16 protein-coding genes are annotated in these 22396 nt (G+C 73.3%); 6 read left to right on the plus strand and 10 right to left on the minus strand.

What is annotated here, in order from left to right; all coding sequences use genetic code 11:
- The first annotated feature begins 198 nt into the window (after nt 1-198).
- The 3 genes from ACZ6SA_RS30880 to ACZ6SA_RS30890 all read left to right on the plus strand — a co-directional run bounded on the left by ACZ6SA_RS30880 (nt 199) and on the right by ACZ6SA_RS30890 (nt 3822).
- Entirely contained in the window at nt 199-1716 is a 1518-nt protein-coding gene (locus ACZ6SA_RS30880) for a serine/threonine-protein kinase (protein WP_465832068.1), read from the plus strand.
- The gene (locus ACZ6SA_RS30885; RefSeq protein ID WP_465832070.1) at nt 1713-3320 is read left to right on the plus strand and encodes a serine/threonine protein kinase; all 1608 of its coding nucleotides are present in this window, start codon (nt 1713-1715) and stop codon (nt 3318-3320) included. Before ACZ6SA_RS30880 ends, ACZ6SA_RS30885 begins: the two co-directional genes overlap by 4 nt.
- Before the next feature lie 79 nt (nt 3321-3399).
- Nucleotides 3400-3822, plus strand: a complete 423-nt coding sequence (locus ACZ6SA_RS30890) for a VOC family protein (protein ID WP_347647128.1) — start codon at nt 3400-3402, stop codon at nt 3820-3822.
- Nucleotides 3823-3879: 57 nt separating this feature from the next.
- Here the strand turns inward: ACZ6SA_RS30890 and ACZ6SA_RS30895 are convergent, their stop codons facing one another.
- Genes ACZ6SA_RS30895 through ACZ6SA_RS30910 form a run of 4 tightly spaced genes read right to left on the minus strand, consistent with a single transcriptional unit; the run spans nt 3880 to nt 10149 of the window.
- Nucleotides 3880-4824 carry a hypothetical protein gene (locus ACZ6SA_RS30895; RefSeq protein ID WP_347647127.1) on the minus strand — a complete coding sequence of 315 codons (945 nt, stop codon included), beginning with the start codon at nt 4822-4824 and terminating at the stop codon, nt 3880-3882.
- Nucleotides 4821-7241: an SMC family ATPase gene (locus ACZ6SA_RS30900; RefSeq protein WP_347647126.1), complete on the minus strand. Its 2421-nt coding sequence runs from the start codon at nt 7239-7241 to the stop codon at nt 4821-4823. The genes ACZ6SA_RS30895 and ACZ6SA_RS30900 overlap by 4 nt, the downstream gene beginning before the upstream one ends.
- Nucleotides 7241-8380 (minus strand): exonuclease SbcCD subunit D, encoded by a 1140-nt coding sequence (locus ACZ6SA_RS30905; protein WP_465832073.1) that lies wholly within the window; start codon nt 8378-8380, stop codon nt 7241-7243. The genes ACZ6SA_RS30900 and ACZ6SA_RS30905 overlap by 1 nt, the downstream gene beginning before the upstream one ends.
- 14 nt (nt 8381-8394) lie before the next feature.
- Complete coding sequence (locus tag ACZ6SA_RS30910) at nt 8395-10149, minus strand: ATP-binding protein (protein ID WP_347618723.1); 1755 nt, start codon at nt 10147-10149, stop codon at nt 8395-8397.
- A 123-nt stretch (nt 10150-10272) separates the two neighbouring features.
- Here ACZ6SA_RS30910 and ACZ6SA_RS30915 point away from each other — a divergent pair, with 123 nt between their 5' ends.
- Both ACZ6SA_RS30915 and ACZ6SA_RS30920 read left to right on the plus strand, forming a co-directional pair.
- On the plus strand, nt 10273-11733 hold the full coding sequence (locus ACZ6SA_RS30915; protein ID WP_465832075.1) for a sulfatase family protein: 1461 nt from the start codon (nt 10273-10275) through the stop codon (nt 11731-11733).
- A gap of 28 nt (nt 11734-11761) precedes the next feature.
- Nucleotides 11762-12346: a short chain dehydrogenase gene (locus ACZ6SA_RS30920; protein WP_465832077.1), complete on the plus strand. Its 585-nt coding sequence runs from the start codon at nt 11762-11764 to the stop codon at nt 12344-12346.
- Nucleotides 12347-12362: 16 nt separating this feature from the next.
- Here the strand turns inward: ACZ6SA_RS30920 and ACZ6SA_RS30925 are convergent, their stop codons facing one another.
- A complete protein-coding gene (locus tag ACZ6SA_RS30925; protein WP_465832079.1) occupies nt 12363-12680 on the minus strand; it encodes a hypothetical protein in 318 nt (105 codons plus the stop codon).
- Between the two features lie 97 nt (nt 12681-12777).
- Here ACZ6SA_RS30925 and ACZ6SA_RS30930 point away from each other — a divergent pair, with 97 nt between their 5' ends.
- Entirely contained in the window at nt 12778-13890 is a 1113-nt protein-coding gene (locus tag ACZ6SA_RS30930; protein WP_465832081.1) for a phosphotransferase family protein, read from the plus strand.
- A 16-nt stretch (nt 13891-13906) separates the two neighbouring features.
- Here the strand turns inward: ACZ6SA_RS30930 and ACZ6SA_RS30935 are convergent, their stop codons facing one another.
- The 5 genes from ACZ6SA_RS30935 to ACZ6SA_RS30955 form a co-directional block, all read right to left on the minus strand.
- The gene (locus ACZ6SA_RS30935) at nt 13907-16474 is read right to left on the minus strand and encodes an ATP-binding protein (protein WP_465832083.1); all 2568 of its coding nucleotides are present in this window, start codon (nt 16472-16474) and stop codon (nt 13907-13909) included.
- 92 nt (nt 16475-16566) lie between these two features.
- A complete protein-coding gene (locus tag ACZ6SA_RS30940; RefSeq protein ID WP_465832085.1) occupies nt 16567-17742 on the minus strand; it encodes a serine hydrolase domain-containing protein in 1176 nt (391 codons plus the stop codon).
- A 50-nt stretch (nt 17743-17792) separates the two neighbouring features.
- Entirely contained in the window at nt 17793-18044 is a 252-nt protein-coding gene (locus ACZ6SA_RS30945) for a hypothetical protein (protein ID WP_347647117.1), read from the minus strand.
- 38 nt (nt 18045-18082) lie between these two features.
- Nucleotides 18083-18460, minus strand: a complete 378-nt coding sequence (locus ACZ6SA_RS30950; protein ID WP_347647116.1) for a hypothetical protein — start codon at nt 18458-18460, stop codon at nt 18083-18085.
- 153 nt (nt 18461-18613) lie between these two features.
- Entirely contained in the window at nt 18614-22309 is a 3696-nt protein-coding gene (locus ACZ6SA_RS30955; protein WP_465832087.1) for a S8 family serine peptidase, read from the minus strand.
- Between the last annotated feature and the right edge of the window lie 87 nt (nt 22310-22396).

The following is a 22396-nucleotide window of genomic DNA, read 5'->3' on the forward strand; positions in this document are numbered from 1 at the left end:
ATCTCGTCGCGGTCCATGGCGGGCCTCCTTGGTCCGTGTTCGGCGCTGTCACGATAGGCGCCGGTACGCGGATCCGCGACCCAGTTTTCTGGCTGCGGCGGCGATTTCCTACAGGCCAGTAACATCACTACAAAACTTCTTTCGTGTGAGTATCGTACGTAAAGATCTACCGCACTCGTCTCAGGAGTCACTGCTCTCATGGCGCACGTCGAACCGCTGCGGGAGGACGACCCGACGGCGGTAGGGACATACCGCTTGCTCGGCCGGCTGGGCTCGGGCGGCCAGGGGACCGTCTACCTCGGGCAGGCGCCTGACGGCACGCGGGTGGCGGTCAAGGTGCTGCGTTCGAGGGCCGGGCTCGACGACGGGTTCGCCAAGGAGATCGAGAACGCGCGGCGGGTGGAGCCGTTCTGCATCGCGCAGGTGCTGGACGCCTCGCTGGGCGCGCGGCCGTACATCGTGACGGAGTACGTCGAGGGCCCGTCGCTGCACGAGGCCGGCCGGCACGCCGGGGCCGATCTGCAGCGGCTGGCGGTCGCCACGGCCACCGCGCTGGCCGCCATCCACGCGGCGGGCGTCGTGCACCGCGACTTCAAGCCCGCGAACGTGCTGCTCGGCCCGGGCGGCCCTCGCGTCATCGACTTCGGCATCGCCCGCGCCATGGACGACGCGGCCACCCACACCAGCGGCATCGTGGGGACGCCCGCGTACATGGCGCCCGAGCAGCTGGCGGGCCAGCCGGTGGGGCCGCCGGCGGACGTGTTCGCCTGGGCGTCGGTGATGGTGTGGGCGGCCACGGACACACCGCCGTTCGGGCAGGACACGCTGCCCGCGATCATCAACCGGATCCTGAACAACGAGCCGCAGCTCGGCGACGTGCCGCTTCCGCTGCGCTCGGTCGTGTACGACTGCCTGGCCAAGGACCCGCGGGCCCGGCCGACCATGCGGGACGTGCTGCTGCGGCTGCTGAGCGGGAACAACCCGCCCGTGCCGCACGCGGGCGGTCCGCTGCCTCCGAACGGGCGGCACCCGGGCGGGCCGGGCGCGGGGAGGGCGGCTGGCCGTAGAGGGCTGGTGGTGCCCTTGGTGGCGGGTGTCTCGGGTGTTGTCGTGGCGGCGCTGATCGGCGGGATCGTCTGGATCGCCCCCGGATGGGGTACGCAGGAGGAGAAGCCGATCGCCGCGCCCTCCCCCAGCACCACCACCCCCACCGCCGAACCCACGCCGTCGACCACCCCGAAGCGCACCCCCAGGAAGACCAGGCCCCCCGCCCGCCGTACCACCAAGCCCGCCGGCACTCCGAAGAAGCACACGCCCACGGCGACGCCCGAGCGGAGCACGGCGCGGCCGACGCCGTCCCGCACCCGTACCACCAAGAAGCCGGTCACGAGCGCCAGGGCCAGCATCCTCGCGCTCGAGCTGAGGGGCGGCCCCGGCCAGTCGGAGTCCGGAGGCTGCTACATGCCTCCGGTGCACGTCCAGACCCGCGTGGAGTCGACCAGACGCGGGGTGTGGGTCTCCTACGCGTGGCTGGTCGACGGCAGCACGAAGGAGAGCGGCAAGTCCTGGGTGCCCGAGGACGACTACACGGCGTTCGTGACCGCCAGGCAGTGGAACCTGCCCGCGGGACGCCACACCGTGACCCTGAAGGTCAGCTCGCCGTCCTCGGCGCGCAAGAGCATGTCGTTCAGCGTCTGCGCGCTGGAAACCTGGTGACGCCGGAGGCCATCGGCCCGTACCGGGTCGTCAGGCTGCTCGGCGAGGGCGGCCAGGGAGTGGTCTACCTCGGCACGGCCCCCGACGGGACGCAGGTCGCCGTCAAGGTGCTGCGGGAGGGCGTGCCGGGCGACGGCCGCTTCGCCAAGGAGATCGCGGCGGCGCGGCGGGTGGAGCCGTTCTGCATCGCGCAGGTGCTGGACGCCTCGCTGGGCGCGCGGCCGTACATCGTGACCGAGTACGTCGAAGGGCCCTCGCTCCAGCGGGCCGGCCGCCACACGGGCGCAGACCTGCAGCGGCTGGCGGTCGCCACGGCCACCGCGCTGGCCGCCATCCACCGGGCCGGCGTCGTGCACCGCGACTTCAAACCGGCGAACGTCCTGCTCGGACGGGACGGCCCGCGCGTCATCGACTTCGGCATCGCCCGTGCCATGGACGCCGCCCTGACCCGTACCAGCAGCATCGTGGGGACGCCCGCGTACATGGCGCCCGAGCAGTTCCTCGGCGCGGTCGCCGGGCCCGCCGCCGACGTGTTCGCCTGGGCTTCGGTCATCGTGTACGCCGCCACGGGCGCGCCTCCGTTCGGCAACGACTCGCTGCCCGCGGTGCTCAGCAGGATCCAGTACGACGAGCCGGACCTCGGCGACGTGCCCGAACCGCTGCGCTCGATCGTGTACGGCTGCCTGGCCAAGGATCCGGCCGCCCGGCCGGCCATGCAGGACGTGCTCTTCCAGCTCATCAGCGGCCGGGCCGGGGCGTCAGCCGCCGACGACCGGTACTCCCCCGGCAGCGGCCCGATTCCGTCCCAGGCGCCCTTCCCCGGCGGCCCGGCCCACGCTCCCTTCCCCGGCGGCCCGGCCCAGGCTCCCTTCGCTGGTGGTCCGCCGGTCGCGGCACCTCCGGTGGGAGGGCGCGGGTGGCCGCCGCCGGAGGGGTTGCCCGGCCGGACCGGTCCCACCCGACCGGTGTCGCGCAACCGGCTCGGCATCGCCCTGCTGGCCGGCGCGACCGCGCTGGTCGTGACGGGCGGGCTGGCGTCCGCCTGGGTCCTGCTTCCCACCCCGCCCGGTGACGCGGGCGCCTCCACCGCCACCGTCGCCGCGCCCTCCTCCCCCACCGGCTCGCGTACGGTCGCGGACACGAAGCGGTCGCCCAGGCCGCTGGACCCGTCGGCCGGCCGGCGCCCCGGCAGGAAGACCACGAAACCCACCAGGACCCGGGCCACGCCGACGCCTGCGAAGAGCACGAGGACCACGCCGAGGCCGTCGGCCCGGCCCACCACCGCGCAACCCACCAGGACGAGGCAGGCGGGCGGGGTGACGTCGGTGTCGTTCGACTACGAGGGCATCCGGATGGGGGACTGCTGGCGCTACGACATGAACATCTGGGCGAAGGTGTCGGCGACCGGCTCCTACAGCTACCGGTGGCGGCTCAACGGTCAGAGCCAGGGCGCGAAGGTGGGCAACGCGTCGTCGAAGCCGCTTCTGCCGTCGATCGTGTGGAAGAAGGAGGGCACGTACAGCGTCGTCTTCGAGGTGGTCGAGCCGACGCGCGCCAGGAAGAGCGCCACGGTGAAGATCTGCGATTTCGGCGAGGGCTGGTAGGCGGGCGCTGGCGTCGAGGGGCGGCGGAGGGGCAGGGTGGGCGTGTGATCGTGCCACTATCGGAAGGCAGGCGTTCCCGATGCCCATGATTCCCCGCTTCCACCTGGCCGTGCCCGTCGACGACCTGGACAAGGCCCGCCACTTCTACGGCGAGCTCATCGGCTGCGCCCAGGGCCGCAGCTCTGACAGCTGGATCGACTGGAACCTGCACGGCCACCAGTTCGTCACGCACCTGGCGCCCGCGCGTCCGGAGCGGGTGCACAACCCGGTGGACGGCCACGACGTGCCGGTCCCGCACTTCGGGCTGATCCTGACGATTCCGGAATTTCATGAGCTGGCGGACCGGTTCCGCGCGGCCGGCACCGCCTTCGTCATCGATCCGTACCTGCGGTTCGAGGGACTGCCCGGCGAGCAGTGGACGATGTTCCTGCTCGACCCGGCGGGCAACGCCCTGGAGTTCAAGGCGTTCGCCGACGACGCGCAGGTGTTCGCAGCCGACTGAGCGACCGGCCGAGCGACCGGCCGAGCGACCGGCCGAGCGACCGGCTGGGAGCGGGCGCTAACCGCGGGCGGCGTTGCGCAGCGCGCGGTAGAGCAGGCGCGCGTCGCCCAGGTGGTGGCGGAGCAGCTTCTCCAGGCCGCCGATCGGCACCAGGTTCTGGGGCGCGCGCGGGTCCTTGTAGTCGACTCCGGCCAGCGGAGGCAGGGCCAGGGTCAGCGCGTCGGCGAGCCGCACCACCTGCGCGGGGTCGAGGTCGGCGCCGGCCTCGCAGCGCGCCACGCCCGCCCACGGGGCGGTCGATCTGACGGGCAGGCGTACGTACCAGGCGTGCCGCCGCCAGCTCGTGCCCATGAGGAACACCGGCGTACGCTGCCCCGGCGCGAGCGCGGCGACCACCGCCGACTGCGGCGACGGCAGGTAGGCGGTGTGGTGGGTCTTGATGTAGCCGACCGTGCGCGGCAGGTGGGTGCGGCCCCGCAGCGGCCCGTCCACCAGCAGCAGGTCGTCGCTCGCCGACCGGTGGCGCACGGCGAGGTCGACCTCCAGCTGGGTGACCTGGCGCTGCAGTGCCAGCGACAGCTCCTCGAAGCTGGAGTCGGCGGCCTTGCCGGCGCGGTAGAGGGCGTGGCCGGTCCTCACCTCGGGGGTGTCCGGCGACGCGGAGATCAGCGTGCGGTTGACCTGGATCTCCGCCAGTTCGGCGCCGTCCTGCCCGCACCTGACGATCCCCGCGGCGTAGGAGGCGGCGATGCCGGGCACGGGCATCGGCGAGCCGGGGTCGTGCACCCACACGCGGGCGTCGATCCTGCGGACGCCGTCGGCGACCAGCAGGGTGCGCGGCGGGTCGGCGTCGGGCCCCGGCGTGACGGGTTTCCAGTCGGCGGCCGGGCGTTCGATGTCGAGCACCAGTTCGGCGCTGGTGGAGCCCAGCTCGGACAGGGCCTCGACGGCGAGGGCCGCGGCGTAGCCGGGATCCCACGGATCGACGGTGAAACCGGTCACGTGGCCGCCTTCCGCACGTGGGAGCCCTTGGCGTCGCGCCTGACCTCGAAGCGTACCGGCACCCGCTCCGCCAGCGCGGGGACGTGGGTGACGACGCCGATCATGCGGTCCTGGCCGGCGGCCAGGCGTTCGAGGGTGGTGGCCACCGTGTCGAGGGTGGCCGGGTCGAGCGTGCCGAAGCCCTCGTCGAGGAAGATCGAGTCGAGCCCTCTGGCGACCGCCCCGGACAGCGCCAGGGCCAGCGCGAGCGCGGCCTGGAAGGTCTCTCCGCCGGACAGCGTGCGGGCGCTGCGCCGCATGCCCGCCTCACCGAAGTCGACGACCTCGATGTCGCCGGTCTTGTCACCGAGCGTCAGCTCGTACTGGCCGTCGGACAACTCGCGGAGCGTCTCGGACGCCGACGCGACCAGGACCGCCAGGGCCTCGGCGCACAACCACCGCTCGAAGGCGTTGGCGCGCAGGCGCAGGGCCAGCTCGTGGGCGACCTTGGCCTCGTGCTCCTTCCCGGTGATCTGCGCGTCCAGGTCGGCGGCGCGTTTGCGGTCGTCCCTGACGCGGTCGAGCGCGCTCTCGACGCGCGCGGCGGCCCCGGCGACGGCCGCGCCGAGCTGGTCGGGCGAGGCGTCGCGCGGCGGGACGACGCCGTGCTCGGCCAGGCGTTCGGCCAGCTTGCGGCGCTCGCGGGACAGCGCGTCGCCCGCCTGGGCGAGCTGCCCGTCGCAGGCCGCGAGCGCCGCCTGGGCGGCCTGCGCGGCCCGGTCGCGCCAGCCGAGCAGGTCGGTCCAGGCCCGGTGCAGGTCGTCGCGGGTGAGCGGCGGCGGCGGGTCGTCGTGTCCGCCGGAGACGAGCAGCCGGTCGCGGGCGGACTCGAGGGTACGCCAGGCGGACTCGGCCTGCCGCTCGACCTGCTCGGCGCCCGTGCGGGCACGTTCGAGCCTGCCCCTGGCGGCGCGGAAGGCGTTGCGGGCCTGGGCCGCGACCTCCTCGGCCTTGCCGATCGCGGCCAGCCTCCCTTCGAGCTCCGCCCGGTCGCCGGGCTCGGGCAGCGCGGCCAGCTCGGACGCCAGCCGGTCGGCCTGACCGGCCAGCATCGACGCCGACGCCTCGGCCCTGGCGTGGGCGGAGCTGGCGCGCTCGGCCCGGTCGCGGGCTCCGGCGAGGGCGCGGTCGGCGGTGCGGATGTCGGCGGGCGGCTCGTGGCGGGGCAGCTCGGCGACCGGGTGCCGGCAGACCGGGCAGGGCTCGCCCACGGCCAGCCGGGGCGCGAGGTGGGCGGCGGCGTGGGCGTCGCGCAGGCGTTCGCGCTGGGTCTCGGCGGCGGCCAGCGCCTGCTCCGCGGCCTTCCGCTCGGCGGCCAGGCCGGGCAGCGGCTCCGCCGCGGCCGCCGCCTCCGCGCGGGCGCGGGCGGCCTGCGCGGCGTGCCGTTCGCGGGCGTCCAGGGCGGCCAGCGCCGCCCGGGGCGCCCCGCGGTCGCCGAGCGCGGCCAGCGCTTCGTACGCCTCGTGGTCGTCGGCCTCCAGCGTCGCGACCTCGGCGGCCAGTGCCTCCACCGACTCGGCGGCGGCCCGCCGGGCCGAGGCCAGCGTCGGCACCGCGTCCGGCATCCGCAGCGACGCCAGCACCGACCGGCGTTCGGCCACGGCGGCGCGCTCCTGCTCGGCCCGCCGGATGTCGGCTTCGCGGGCCCGCAGCAGGTCGAGATCGGCGCCGATGGTCTCGGCCAGGCGCCGCAGCGCCGCCAGCCGGTCGGCCAGCTCCTGCTCGGCCTCCGCCGTGGCTCCCGACAGCTTGCCGAGCTGGTCGCGGGCGAAGGCGGCGTCGCGTTTGGCCTGCTCCTCCTCCTGCACGGCCCGCTGCCTGATGAGCTCGTAGACGTCGGCGTCGAGCAGTTGCACCAGGAGGTCCTGCCGCTCGCGGGGCGCGGCGTGCAGGAACTCCGCGAAGCGGCCCTGCGGCAGCACCACGCACTGGGTGAAGAACCGGTATTCCAGCCCGGTCACCCGCTGCGCCTCGGGGGTGACGTTCTCGCCCTCGGCCAGGGGCTTGAGCACCGCGTCGTAGGCCTGGTCGAGCGGGGCCGAGGGGTCGAGCTCGTCGATCCTGGCCTCTTTGGTACGCACCGCGCCCTTGCTGTCGCGCACCATCGCCCTCACGACGCCGTAGCGCCGGCCGCCGCTCTCGAAGACCAGCGCCACCTTCCCCGAGGACACCGAGGGGGCCAGGGCGTGGGCGATGACGTTCTCCTTGCCCCAGCGCGGCACGGTGCCGTAGAGGGCGAAGCAGATCGCGTCGATGATCGTGCTCTTGCCCGCGCCGGTCGGGCCGACCAGCGCGAAATACTCGGTGTCGGAGAAGTCGACGCTCACCGGCTCGCGGAAGCTGCCGAAGTGGTCGAGCTGGAGCAGCAGCGGGCGCATCAGCTGGTCACCTCGTCGTGCAGCCGGTCGAACAGCGCGGCCACCTGGTCGTCGTGCCGCCCGGTGGCGGTGAGATATTCGCGGAACAACTCGCGGGCGCCACGGTCGGCCGAGCCGGTCCTGCGCGTGGCCGGCACCGGCCTGAACCGTTCGTCCAGCATGACGTCCACGGCACCCGGAAGCAGCTCGCGGACGTCGTCGGCCAGGCCCACGCGGGGTTTCTCCTCGACGATCACCTTGAGCCAGTCGTCGCCCTGTTCCAGGCCCTCCAGCTGCTCCAGCGTGCCGCGCACCGTACGCAGCCTGCGGGCCGAGCCGAAGGCCACCTCCCGCACCACGGCCGGGCGGCCGGGCGAGACCTCCACCAGCAGCGCGCCGGGGGTGTTGCCCTCCTCTCCGAAGTCGACGGCGAGGGGCGAGCCGCTGTACCAGATCGGGCACGGGCCCGGGATCTGCTGGCGGCGATGCAGGTGGCCGAGGGCGGCGTACTGGGTGGACGGCGGGAAGGCGGTCGGCTCGAAGTAGTAGGAGAAGATCGACTGGGCCTGCCGCTCCCCGCCGCCGAACGCGCCGCCGGGCAGCGTGCCGTGAGTGGTGACCAGGTTGACGGTGTCGCCGTGGAAGCCGGCCGTCAGCGCGCCGATCAGTTCGGAGATGCGGGCGGCGTAGTCGCGGTTGTGCTCGGCGGCCGTGCCGGCCAGCACCTCGGCGGCGCGTACGACGTAGCGGTGCGACAGGAAGGGCAGCACGGCCAGCCGCACCGGCTCGCCCGAGCGGGCGGTGAAGGCCAGCGTGCCGCCCGCGTCGGGGCGGCGGAAGCTGCCGATGACGTGCAGGCCCAGCTTGCCGAGCACCGGCCGGTAGACCTCCAGCAGCTGCGGGTTGTCGTGGTTGCCCGCCAGCACCAGCACGTCGCGGCCGTCGCCGCGCAGGGCCATGAGCGCGTTCAGCACCAGCGCCTGCGCCTCGGGCGTGGGCGCGGAGGTGTCGAAGAGGTCGCCCGCCACGATGACGGCGTCCACGTCGTGGTCGCGGGCGGCGGCGACCAGCTCGCGCAGCACGGCGCGGTGCTCGTCGAGGCGGGAACGGCCCTTGAGCACCTTGCCCACGTGCCAGTCCGCGGTGTGCAGGATCTTCACGTCATCACCTGTGATCAGAAGGGCGGGATGTCTTCTTCGACGCCGGGCAGCCCCTGGAACGGATCGCCTGAGGCCTTCGCGGCCGGGGCCGCCGCCTCCGCGGGCCGGGTCGCCCACGCGGGGAAGGGGAAGGCGACGGCCAGCGGCACCGGGATCTCCGGCTGGGCGACGAACATGGTGCCAGGCTTGGCGATCGTGGCGCGCTCGCGGACCGCCGGGGGCAGCCAGCCGTACTCCGACCTGGCGGCCTCGGCTGGGTCGAGGCGGCCCGCGACGCGTACGGCGCTGTTGGAGACGATACGGCGCTCCACCTCGGAGGCCGTCTGCTGGGCGCCGATGAGGATGACGCCGAGCGAGCGGCCCCGCTCGGCCACGTCGAGCAGGATCTCCTTGATCGGGGAGTCGCCCTCGCGCGGCGCGTATTTGTTCAGCTCGTCGAGCACGACGAACAGCAGGGGCTTCGCGGTGCCGGACGACTCCTTGCGCTGGAACTCGCCGCGCAGCACCACGCCCACGACGAACCGCTGCGCCCGCTCCGGCAGGTTGTGCAGGTCGACGATCGAGACCTGGGCGTCGGAGGTGCTGACGGTGTGGTTGCGGTAGAAGGGCAGGTCGCCCCGGACGATCGGCGAGAGCGGGCGCACCGCGCTGCGCAGCCGGCGCAGGAAGGCGTTGACCGTGCCGAGCGGGGTCTGCGCGCCGGTCCACTGCTGGCGCGTTCCCTCGTCCTGCAGCTGGTCGGACAGCAACTCGACCAGGTCGGCGAACGTGCGGGCGGCGGTGCCCTGCACCATGACGGCGCCGCCGTCGCCCACCGGCTCCGCCCACGCCTTCAGCCGGGCGGCGACCTGCCCGACCAGCAGCGAGTAGCCGGCCCGCTCGTCGTCGGCGTCGGCGAAGACGAACCGCAGCAGCTCCTCCTCGCAGAACTCGACCAGCGTCCAGTAGAAGGAGCTCACGCCCTGGGTGCGGGCCGAGACGTGGGGCACGCCGTTGGCGTCGCCGGGGCGCGGCGGGGCGAAGACGTGCACGCTGCCGAACGGCCGCGCGGGCAGCCCGAGCCGGGCGTAGACGGCGCGGGCATCGTCGTCGAGCCGGAGGTTGTCGTGGTCGAGGAAGAGCAGGTCCTCCCCCTTGACGGAGAAGATCAGCGCCTTGGTGTTGGCCGACTCGGCGTCGAGGACCCCCGAGTTGAAGATGGAGTAGAGCAGGAACGTGGCGAAGGAGGTCTTGGTCGCCACGCCGGACACGCCGGAGATCGACACGTGGGCGCCGCGGGTGCCGTCGAGGAAGTCGAAGTTGGCGTACATCGGCCGGCCGTCGCGCCCCATCCCGATCGGGATGCGCCGGTCCATCACGTCGAAGTAGAGTGCCTGCTCGCGGTCGTCGGACCCGGCGAGATGGACCTTGGCACCGGGCAGCGGCGGCACGAACACCTCGGGCTCGACCCTGGTCACCCGCACCTCGGCCACCTCGACCACGGCCGCGGGCAACGCGCCGTCGGCGATGAGGAAGACGTCGGAGTCGTAGGCGGCGCCCTCGTGCCGGGCCTCGACGGTCGTCACCACGCCCGCGACCAGCACCGGGCCGTAGCCGGGCACGTCGCGCCTGGTCACCACCACGTCGTCGAGCTGGACGACCTTGCCCGGCTCCAGGCCCACCCAGAACGACAGTGGCGAGGCCGCCTGGGTGCCGAGCACCCGCCCGACCGCGTCTCCCGCCGCGGGTGCCGCCTCCTCCACCGCCTGGCTCGCCCCGTTGACCGTCACGAATCCCTCCGCCCCCAATGATGCCCTTCCATGGGAGCGTAGTAGGGGTCGACCTGTGCGTCCCGCCCATCGGGCGTCCCGGCGGAAACGGAAACGTAACGCGCCGACCGGTAGATCACACGTATGAACACACCCCTTTCACGGCGTACGTTGCTGGCCGGGGCGGGCGCGGGAGCCATCGCCGCGGGCCTCGGCGTGCGGGCCGCCTGGAGCGACACCCCACGGGCCCGCAACGCGGCGCCGCCGAACATCCTGCTCTTCACCGTCGACGACATGCACGGCGGCTCGCCCGGCTGCTTCGGCGGCCGGGCCGACCTCACGCCGAACATCGACCGGCTGGCCGGCGAGGGCGTCGCCTTCCACCGCGCGCACGTGCCGATCGCCCTCTGCCAGCCGAGCCGGTCGGCGCTGATGACCGGCCGTTTCCCCCACCGCAACGGCGCCGAGGGTTTCGAGGACATCGACCCCGGCGTGCCGATCCTGAACGAGCTGCTCCGCCCGCGGAACTACCTGACGGGCATCCTGGGCAAGGTCGCCCACCTCGGCCCGGATGATCGGTTCGCCTGGGATCAGAGCGTGATTCCGGACGAGCAGCTGGGCATGGGGCGCAACCCCGCCGACTACGCGCGGCACGCGACGGAGCTGTTCGACCGGGCGAAGTCCGAGGATCGCCCGTTCTTCCTGATGGCCAACTCCGAGGACCCGCACCGGCCCTTCAGCGGCAGCATGGCCGAACAGAACAGGTTCGACGGGGACGAGCTGGCCAGCATCGCCAAGCCGTCCAAGGTGTACGGCCCCGACGACGCCGAGGTGCCCGGGTACCTGCCCGACCTGCCGGAGATCCGCCAGGAGGTCTCGCAGTACATGAGCAGCGCCCGGCGCGCCGACGACACGCTGGCCGCGGTCCTGGCCGCGCTCGACGCGTCCGGGCTGGCCGAGGACACGATCGTGATCTTCATGTCGGACAACGGCATGGCGGTGCCGTTCGGCAAGGCGAACGTGTACGAGCAGTGCACGCGCACCCCGCTGATCGTCCGGTGGCCCGGCGTGGCCGGCGCGGGCCGCACCGACGACGAGCACTTCGTGTCCACGATGGACCTCTTCCCCACCCTGTGCCTGGCCGCGGGCGCCACCGTCCCCGAAGGGCTGGACGGTCGCGACCTCACCTCGCTGCTGAAGGGCGGCAGCCAGTCAGGCCGCGACCAGATCAACACCGTCTTCCACGAGTCCAGCTCGGACCAGCGCTACGACATGCGCGGCGTCCACGACGAGCGCTGGAGCTACATCTGGAACGCCTGGTCCGACGGCAGCCTGAACTACCGGGCGGAGAACATGCAGGGCCTCACCTGGCCCGCGATGCGCGACTCGACGGACCCCGCGGTCGCCGCGCGTGCCCAGTTCTACCTGCTCCGCGTCCGGGAGGAGCTGTACGACCTCGCGAACGACCCCCACGCGCTGAACAACCTCGCCGACGGGGGCGCGCCCGAGGAGCTGGCCCGCCGGCGCGCCGCCATGGACGCGTGGATGGGCTCCACCGGCGACCCGCTGCACGCCCAGTACAGGGAGGAGGTCATCAACGCGTGACAGACGTTCACGAGCCATCATGGATCACATGAAAGTGATCGTGATCGGAGCGTCGGGAACCGTGGGGCGAGCCGTCGAGGCCGCCCTGAGCCCTCGCCACGAGGTCGTCGCGGCCTCGCGGCGAGGGCCGGTCCGGGTGGACCTCGAAGACGGGAAGTCGCTGGACGCGCTCTTCGAGACGGTGCCCGACGCCGACGCGGTGGTGTGCTGCGCGGCCAGCGGGCCGCTGGTGCGGCTGGAGACGGTGACGGACGAGGAGTTCGCCGCGGGAACAGCGGGAAAGCTGCTGGGACAGGTCGCACTCGCCAGACGGGCGCTGCGTCGCCTGCGCGACGGGGGGTCCATCACCCTCACCGGAGGCACGTTCGCCGCCCCGCTCGCCGGCGGGTCACTGGGCGCGCTGGTCAACGCCGGGCTCGAGGGATTCGTACGGAACGCGGCGAGCGAGCTGCCCCGCGGGCTGCGGATCAACGTGATCGCCCCGGGCTGGATCAAGGAGACCCTGGAGGGCATGGGCCTCGACGGCGCGAACGGGACGCCGGTCGCCGAGGTGGCCCGCGCCTACGTCGCGGCCGTGGAGGGCACCGCGCAGGGCCGGACGATCGTTCCGTGACGAGCGGCGTCCGCTGTCAGCGCGGGCGGCTGAGGGCGGCCTCGGCCAGGTCTGTCCATCGCTCGGCCGCGGTGTGGGGCACGACCACCCAGTCCTTCATCACCCTGCCCCGCCCCATGGGGTCGAACAGGGACGCACCGGCCAGCTGGAGCGCGGCTGCGTGTTCGGGGGTGTCCCTGACCAGCCGGAACACCATCGCGCCGTCGCGCTGCAGGCTCGCGAAAACCTTCCCCGCCTGATCTTTGAGCGCGGGACTCCCCATCATCCTGGAGATCCGCACACCCAGGTCGGCCAGCTCGGCGCCGACCTGCTCGAAATCCTGTTCCGCGCCCATCGTCAGTCGGTCCCCGGCTCCATGGCGGTGTCGTCGAACGGCTCGTCCCGAGAAGGGTATCTTTCGGCGACGGGCGCGGCCCCATAGGCTGGCGCCGGTGACCGTGGATGTGATCGTCACCCAGGTGGAGTCCCTGCTGTCGCGTCACCGTTGCGGCCCTGTGGCCGTGGCCGGGTGGCGGCGGCTGGAGCCGTACGCCATCGCGCGGGCGCGGCTGGAGGGCGGGGAGCGGGTTATCGTCAAGTGGATGCGCCCGCACCCGGGCGCCGCCCGTCTCGCGACGTCGCAGCGGCTGCGCACCGAGGTGGCCGCGCTGCGCTTCCTCTCCGACGACCTGGCGTCCGGCCTGGCGCCTCGGGTGATCGCCGCCGACCTCGACGCGGAGCTCGTCGTGCTGGAGGACCTGGCTCCGCGTACGGCGCTGGACGGGCTGCTGCGTGCGGAGGGCGCCACCGCCCATGCGGAAGGGTTGGCCGCCTTCGCCCGCATCCGCGGTGAGCTCAGCGCCGCCACAGCGGGCAGGTCAGCACTTTACGGCGCGCGCAGGCGCGTTCTCGGACCGGCCGGCGACGCCGAACGGTTCCCCGGGTTTCGCGAGGAGGGACGCAGGCAGGCGGCCCGCCTCGGCGCGCCGGTCGAGGGCGGGGCGGAGCGGGAGCTCGCCGCCGCGCTGGAGGAGCTGGAGCATCCGGGCTCGTTCCTGGCGCTGAGCAACGGCGACCCCGAGGCGAACAACGTCCTCGTGCACGCGACGGGCGACCCGGACGCCCGCCTCATCGACTTCGAGTTCGCCGGCTACACGCACGCGCTGCACGACGCCGTCTGCCTGCACGTCCCCGGTCCCGGCTGGGTGTCGGTGGACGCCGCCTTCGCCGGCGGCTACCGCCGGGCCCTGGCCGCCGGCCTGCCCGAGGCGGAGGACGACCGGCGTTACGGGTTCGGCCTGGCCGCCGCCTGCTTCTCGTACGTGCTGGTCCGGCTGGAACGCCTGGCCAAGGTCGAGGCGCGCCCGCCGGGCGACGGGAGCCGCGTCCAGCTCGTCGCCACCTTGGAGGCCGCCGCCCGTACCGCCGACGAGCACCGCAGCCTGCCCCACCTGGCGGGCTGGGCCCGCCGGTTGGCCGCCCTGCTCCGGCGCCGCTGGCCCGACACGGACCTCGACCTCGACGACAGGACCGCGTTCCCGCCCTACACGCCCCGCCGCCGGTGAACGCCGCACGCCCGCCTCAGGGGTCGCGACGGAGCTCGGACCCGTCCGACCCGAGAGCGGCGAGATGGGCGCGGATGTTGTCGGTGTCGACGCCTGGCTCGTCGGTGTGGTCGGTGCCGAGCTTGCTCAGGATGGCCAGCGCCTGCGACCAGTGGTGGCGAGCGTCGTCGTCCTGGTCCAGCGCGGCGTGGGCGCGGGCGAGGCCGTCGTGGGCGCGGGTCTGGTCGCCCGGCTGGCCCAGGTCCGTGGCCAGCCGCAGCGCCTCCTGGTGGTCGTCGAGCGCCTGGTCGTGATGGCCCTGCTCGTGCCGCAGCCGGCCCATGCCGTGGATGGCCTCGAACTGCCAGTTCCGGTTGCCGAGCTCGCGTGCGAGGTCGAGGGCGTGCTCGTAGCAGGCATGGGCCTGCTCGTATCGCCCGCCGATGCGGTGCATGTCGCCCAGAGAGATCCAGCCGTCGAGCTGGCCGAGCCGGTGCTCGGTGCCGTTGGCCAGGTCGAGGGCCCGGGTGAAGCGGTCGGTGGCCGCGTCGTACTCGCCGCGGCCGAGATGGAGGTGACCGAGCGCGAGCAGCGTGCGCACCTCGCCGGTGCGGTGGCCGGTCTCCCGGGCGATGTCCAGAGCCTCGGCGAGGGAGTCGGCTGCTTCGCCGTGCTGCCCCACCATCCGGTGGATGTGGCCGGCGCCGATCAACGCGTCCAGCTGGCCGCTGCGGTGGCCGGTCGCGCGGGCGATGGCGAGCGCCTGCGCGAAGTTCTCGATCGATCGGCTGTGCTCGCCGTGGACGGCGCGGAGCAGCCCCAGGGAGTTGAGTGCCCGCAGTTCTCCGGAGTGATGCCCTATGGCGCGAGCGATGTCCAGAGCCCGCACGTTGTCCTCGATCGCGGTTTCGTAGCGGCTCTGCCGGTGACGGATCTCGCCGAGCGCGATGAGAGCCTCCATCTCTCCCGTGTGGTCGGCGGCGGCGCGGGCGGCTGCCAGCGCGCGTGCGCTGAGGGTTTCGGCTTCCGGGTTGCGGCCTCGGATGCGCAGGCACCGGTGCAGGGTGGCCGACAGGTGCCGGATGTGGTCCAGGTAGCCGTGTTCGGCCGCGTGCTGGGCGAGGGCCAGCAGGTTGGGCAGCTCCGCCTCCAGCCATGCTTCGGCGTCGTCCATCGCGGGCAGAGGACCGCCGCCCGGCGGAAGGCGCGGCCTCATGTCGGCCTCGTAGGGGTAGAGGCGGTCCATGGCCGCCGTTGCCGCCCCGCTGTAGTGGTCGAGCAGGCGGGTGACCGAGGCACGCCGCTCCGCCTCCGGTTCCTGACCGGCCAGGGCGGCGGCATGAGCGCGGATGAGGTCATGGAACCGGTACCGGCCGGGCACCGGCTCCTGCAGCAGGTTTCCCTCAAGCAGCCGGTCCAGCAGGCCGGTCGCCGCCGCGACGGAGGTGGCCAGCAGCGCGGCCGCCGCGTCCGGGGCGATGTCGGTGCCGGCGTGCAACCCCAGCAGCCGGTACGCGCGCCGCTCGGCCGTCTCCAGCCCCCGGTAGGAGAGATCGAGCGCCGCGGTGACGCTGCGCTCCCCGGCGTGCAGCTCGCCCAGCCGGCGGTGATGCTCCTCCAGCCGTGCCAGCAGATGCCCCACGCTCCACGTCGGATGCGCCTTGAGCCGGGCCGCGGCCAGCCGGATCGCCAGGGGCAACCACCCGCACCGCCGGGCCAGCTCCGCCAGCGCCTGCGGCGGCTCGCCCGCGACGCGCTCGTGGCCGGCGGTACGGGCCAGCAGCGCGACCGCCTCGGCCGGCGGCAACACGTCGACCGACACCGTACGCACATCGTCCAGGCCGATCAGCCGCCGCCTGCTGGTGATCAGAACCAGGCAGCCGCCCGAACCCGGCAGCAGCGGGCGTACCTGCGCCTCGTCGGCGGCGTTGTCCAGCACGATCAGCATCTTCCGGTCCGCCAGCATGCTCCGGTACAGGGCCGCCCGGTCGTCGGCGTGCTGGGGGATGGACTCACCGGGCACGCCCAGCACCGCGAGAACCCTGGCCAGCGCCTCGGCCGGGTCAACCGGGACCATGCCGTGCGTGTATCCGTGCAGGTCGAGGAACAGGTCGCCGTCGGGGAACCGGGCGGCGAGCTGGTGCGCGGCGTGTACGGCCAGCGCCGTCTTGCCCACGCCCGCCATGCCGTCGATGGCGGTGATCAGCACCGTGCCCGCCGTGCCCTGATCGCCGACGCCGTCGAGAGCGGCGAGTTCCCGCTCCCGCCCGGTGAACGCCACCACGTCGGCGGGCAGGTGCCGCGGCGGCACCCGCACGGGCGCCGGACTCGCCGGGGCACTTCTCGCGGCGTGCGTCAGCGTCGCCCGCTCCGCCTCGTCCAGGCCCAGCGCCTCGGCCAGCAACCGCACCGATGTGCCGCGTGGCCGTCGCAACTGTCCGGCCTCCAGCCGGCGGACCGTGCGGGCGTTGAGTCCCGCCCGTGCGGCCAGCTCTTCCTGGGTCAGCAACGCCCGCTCACGCCAGCCCCGCAACATCGTCCCGAACGCCGCCGGCGACTCCTCTGCGGCTTCCGCGTCGGCACCGTCACGCTCTTCTGGGGACATAACGCATCTCCGATGGTCGCCGCGCTCCGAGCGGCCATTGTCATACGTTCGGAGATCGGCGGCAAAGCCGTTTCACACGCCGCGCCTCCCCGCTAGGCGGTCATGGCGCTCCTGACCGCCTCCACCAAGGTGGCGGCTCGCCGGTTCTCGCCGTCCTCCTTGACGTGGTTCATCACGTAGCCGAACGCGAGCCCGCTCTGCGGGTCGGCGAAGCCGAGCGAACCGCCGAGCCCGGCGAACCCGAAGGTCGTGGGGGTGTAGAAGAACATGTCCGGGGTCGGCAGGCCGAAGCCGGTGCCTATCCTGACCGGCATGCGCAGGACGCGGTCGGGGCCGGCGGCCTGTTCGGCGGTCGCCGCCGCCAGGGTGGCGGGGGTGAGGACGCGGTGGCCGTCGACCTCGCCGATGAGGGCGGCGTAGAAGCGGGCCAGCGCGCGGGCCGTACAGATGCCGTTGGTCGAGGGCATCTCGGCCTGCTGCTCGCGGGGGTCGTTGTGGTCGAGCGGGGGCGAGACCACGGACATCGAGCGTACGGTCAGCGACGCCGGGTCGGTGTAGGCCCGCATCATCTCGCGGGCGGGCTCGGGCAGGGCGTCCAGGTCGATCCCGGCCAGGTCCGCCATGCCGGGCATGGACGTGACGATCCGGCTGACCCGGTGCAGTTCGCTCTCCGGCAGCCCGATCCACAGGTCCAGGTCGAGCGGGCCGGCGATCTCCTCCGCGAGGAAGGCGCCGATGCTGCGGCCGCTCACCCGGCGGACGACCTCTCCGACGAGCCATCCGTACGTGAGCCCGTGATAGCCGTGTTCCGTGCCCGGCTCCCAGAAGGGCCGCTGGACGGCCAGCGCCTCCACCATGGGCTCCCAGGCGATCGCCTCTGCCGGGGTGATCGGCTGGTCGATGGCGGGCAGGCCGGCCTGGTGGGTGAGCAGCCAGCGCACCGGGATGCGGTCCTTGCCCTGCGCCGCGAACTCCGGCCAGTATCGCGCGACGGGCGCGTCGAGGTCCAGCTCGCCCCGCTGCGCCAGCAGGAGCGCGCAGGCGGCGGTGATCGCCTTGGTGGTGGAGTAGACGACCTGCAGGGTGTCGCGCTCCCAGCGACGGCCCTCATCGGGGTCGGCCAGGCCGCCCCACAGGTCGACGACCTTCCTGCCGTGCAGGTAGACGGCGACCGCGGCGCCGATCTCCTCGTGCTCGGCCAGGTTGCGGGCGAAGGCCGTACGTACTGCTTCGAATCCCGGTGCGGTCTCCCCGCTGATGTCGGGCATGCGTCATCGCCTTCCGTCGGTGTGGATGGGGTGCTGCTCGGCGGCGGCGCTTACTCCTGAGGGCCGAAGGTGATCACGATGTACCTGCCGTTGGCGTAGCTGACCACGGGCCGTCCGAGCAGCTCGCCCACCCTGCGGGCGACGTTCTGGAACATCTCGGTCAGCTCGGGGGTGTCGGCGCTCACCCTGAACCGGCCGGCGGCGGTGAGGTGCTCGGCGACGAGGGTGACGAAGCTGGCCTCCGCCCGGGACTTCTCCTCCGCGGTGAGGGGGGTGCGGCCGGGCCGGGGAAGGTGGGCCATCGAGGGGTCTCCTTGGGGTCGCCGGTGGATCCGGCAAGCTAGCCGCGCCACTTCTCCATGAGCCAGGCGCAGACCTCCGGCTCGGTCATCTCGGGGAACTCCGCGACGAACGCGGCGAGCGCGCGCAGAGCCTCGTCGCGGTCGAGACCGCGCGCCAGGGCCGCCCTGAGGTAGTCCTGGCGGGCGGCGGACGGACGGCCTCCGCCCGCACCCCGGCCCGGCAGGCCGTCGCGCCATCGGACGATCTCCTCCACCCGGTCGGGACGCCATCCGGGAGCCCCGTCGATCTCGACGTCGGGCTCGGGGAACGGGCGGTCGGAGCCGGCCGGATGGCGGGAGCGCCATTTGTGCACCGCGTGCCGGGTCACTCCCAGCGCCTCGGCGACGCCGAGAACGCCCAGGTAGTGCTCGGTCATGGTGCCAGCTCTGTCTTTCCTGCCTCCTGCGGGGATCTCATTACTACCACGCCGGGAAGTGGCACCCGGGCGGGCAGAACATCGTCTCTGACAGAGACAGACGGTACCCTGGAGCAGGAATCGTCGTCAACGCCAGAGACGATGTTTTTCGGGTCAGCGGGTTCCGTACGCCCGGATCACCTCCTGCGTCACCGTGGAGCCGGCGGCGTCGGAGGCCATGACGCGCAACGACACCGCACCCGGGCGGGGCCGTTCGATGGTGGCCTCGTACGTGCCGTCGCCCTTGTCGCGCAGCCGGCGGGCGGGGCGCCAGGTCCTGCCGTCGTCGGACGACGTCTCGAGGGTCACCTTCTCGATCGCGCTGCCCTCCGAGCCCTCCTGGTGGGCGACGGTCAGGCCGAGCCTGGTGGAGGCGGTGCGGTTGCGCAGGTCAACGGGCACGTCGTACGCGACGGCCAGCAGCGGCAGCACGACGGGATCGCCCTCGGCGCGCTCCGAGTCGAACGTCCACACCGTCCTCGTCCTGGTGGACAGGCGCGCCCAGGTCGAGCGGTTCTCCACGGTGTACTCCACGCGGTAGCCGGCCCGCTCCGGCGGCAGCAGGATCCGTCCGGAGCCGCCGGTCGCCGTCCTGCCGAGCAGCTCGTCACCCTTGTAGATGCGCCAGTCCGACAGGTAGCCGTGCGGGAACGGATCGGTCTGCTGGGCCCCGGTGTTCCCCTCGGCGTCGACGAAGGCGTGCATGTCGACGGTGAGCGTGTCGCCCTGCCGCTGCGTGGGCGAGTCCGCCGGGAACCCGGGCGCCACCGGCTGCTTCAGCCACGTGCGCTCGATCCGCTTGCCCGCCTGGTAACCGCGCACGGTGTCCCTGACGGTCATCACGCCCTGCGGCTCCTCGGGGAGGATCGAGTTGTACGACCGTTCCGGCATGTCGGTCCCGCTGTGCCATTGCACGTCGGGGGCTGGGCTCAGGTAGTCGGTCCGCACGCGCGGCGCCCTGGCCAGCGGCCTGACCGAGTCCCACGAGAAGGTCTCCCACGGCATCCAGCCGTACTTGACCTCGGAGAGGGCGACGTCGTCGGTCAGCTCGCTGTGGAAGGCCGTGTCCACGCGGGCCAGGGAGCGTTTCCCGACCACGTACGACGGTTGCTTCCTGACCTGGCCCTCCTCGCTCAGGTACAGGTCGTAGACGTAAGGGCTGGCCACGATGCCCTTGGCGACGACGTGGGTCGTCCGGCGGCTCGCCCGCTCGGCCAGCCGTGTGCCCTCCGCCTCCGCGAGCGTCACCGTCGGCACGGTGAGCCGGCTCTCGTCCCAGCCCAGGTGCGTGTCACCGTAGATCGCCACCATGCGGGCGCCGGCCGCCCCAGCGGCGTTGGCGAGGGCCGAGACGGGCGTGCCGGGCGTGCGGCGGATGAGCGCCAGCCGGCCGCGCAGGTCACGGCCCTTGAGCGCCGCCGCGCTGCCGTCACCGGCGTCGGCGACGGCCAGCACCGCGGTTCCGTCGAACCGCGGATACTGCGTGGACCGGTTGCTGAAGTGGACCGGGTCGACGTATACGGGGTCGAGGTCGACGCCGGACGTCCACATGGTGAGCGCGGGCGCCTCCAGCCGCCACCGCGTGGCCACCGCGAACTCGCCCTTGGTCACCTTGGCGGTGGGCTGCAGGTAATAGCTCTCCTCAAGGCGGCCGTCCACGAGGAGGCTCTCGGTATACCTGGGTCCCTTCACCGGCTGCCTGGTGTAGACGAGCTTGGTGGCAGCTCCGCGGTTCCGCGCGGTGTGATGGTCAGGCGTGTCGATCTTCACCGCGACCGCCTTGCGCGCGTCGAGCACGACGTCGGTGTCGCGGGTGACCTCCATCTCCGGATACCCGGCGAAGCTCTGGTTGACGATGTCTCCGCGGCCCTCGCTGGTGGCTCCCGGCCGCAGGGTGCTGATGATTCCGGCGATCGAGTACGTGCCCGGCGGGACGAGCCAGCAGTCCCCGGCGTCCGTCTCGCACCGCCTGTCGGGGTCGCTCGGCAGCTCGCGGCCGAAGAGGTCGCCGTTGCCCAGGTCGACCACGCTGGGCAGGATGCGGCGGGGGCGGCCGTCCCGTGCCACGGCGGACACCCGGAGCTCGACCCGCTGGACCTCGACGTTGCCGGTCAGCAGCGTCCGCAGCGCGGCGCCGCCGGCGGGCGTCGCGACGAGTTCCGCGCGGGCCCAGCCCGCCGGTGCCCCGGCGAGGTCGAGGGTGACGTCCACCTGGCCCTTGCCGCCCGCGGGCAGGGTGAGCTCGGTCGTGGAGAGCGTGAACGGGGCACCGGCGTCGAGGGCGACCGTGACCGGTTCCGCACCGACGTTGCGGTAGGAGATCGTACGCGTCACCGGGTCGCCGGCGCCGGCCGTCGCGAGCCCGAAGTCGAGCGTCGCGTCGCCGGCCAGCACCGTGCGCGCGAGCGCCCCTGCCACGTCGAGCCGGCCCGCTCCGCCCTTGTCCACGGGCACGCCGGGCAGCGCTTCCGAGCCGCCCACGAGCGCGGACCTGACCTCGGGAGCGGTGATGCCGGGCCTGGCCTGGCGCAGCAGCGCGGCGGCGCCCGCGGCGTACGACGCGGCGAGGGCGGTGCCGGAGAAGCGCGCGTAGTGGTCGCCGACGGGCTCGGCGGGCGGGAGGTCGCCGGCGCGGGTCGAGACCACGCCGACCCCGGGCGCGCTCAGCTCGGGCTTGACCGCGCGGTGCAGGCCCACCGGCCCGTAGCCGGAGAACTCCGCGAGCCCGCCCTTGCCGTCCACGGCGCCGACCGTGAGCGCGGCCCGGGCGTCCGCCGGACTTTCGACGCAGGCCTCGCAGCCCCGGTCGCCCGTGCTCATGACGAAGAGCGTGCCGTTTTTGGCGGTCAGCTCGTTCACGGCGTCGGTGAGCGGGCCGCCCTTGCCGGGGACGCTCACCGCCATCGTCACGACCTCGGCGCCCGCCTCCCCCGACGCCCACTCCAGGCCCTCGATCGCCCAGGAGGCGAGTCCGCTGCCGGAGCCATCGATGATCTTGCCGTTGAGCAGCCGCGCCCCGGGAGCGACGCCCGTGTACGTGCCTCCGGACGACGCGCCGCTGCCCGCGATGACACCCGCCATGGCCGTGCCGCTGCCGTACCGGTCGACCCCGTCGCCGTCGTAGGTGAAGTCGCGCGTGCCCGCGACCTTGCCCGCCAGGTCGGGGTGGCCGGCGTCTATTCCGCTGTCGAGGACGGCGACGGTGGTGCCGGCGCCGTCGCCGCCGGCCGCCGCCGTCGCCGCGGCCCCGGCGGTGGACGCGCTCGTGACCGGCCGTGCGGTGATCTTGCGGTCCAGCCAGATCTTGTTCACGCCCGCGGCCAGTCCGGAGCCGGTGACCAGGCCGGTCGAGAACGTGGCCGCGTCCTTCTTCGCGAGCCTGACCCCGGTCGCGCCGATGCTCTCCAGCCGGGTGACGGCCGCGAGCCCGGCCAGGGGCGCGGCGCCCGCGTCCTGCCGCACGATCAGCGGGATGGAGTCGGTCTGCTGGTCGGTGTAGCCCTGGGCGGCCAGCGAGGTCACGTTGAACAGTTCTGGGTCGAGCCGCTCCGGCACCAGGTCCGCCACGTCGGCGGGCACCACGGACAGCTCGCCGCCGTGGTCCACCATGCGGAAGCCGGTGCGTGCCGGGTCTCGCGGGGTGACCTTCGCCCGCTGCCGGCCGTCCTCGCCGACGGTGATGTGCACCCTGTCACCGGTGATCAGCGTGACGTCGTAACTTCGCGGGTTGGCGGCCGGTAAGAGCTCCGGTACGGAGTCTGCCCGCGCTCCCGGCGCCGGTGTCATGCTCACCGCCAGCGCGGCCGCCACCGCGGCCCATCGCCGGACTGGGGCCCATCGACCAGGCCACATCTCTTTCCTCCACATGTGCGTCATTTCATCTGGTCTAAGATGGCA

Source organism: Nonomuraea sp. NPDC049378, from assembly GCF_055586745.1.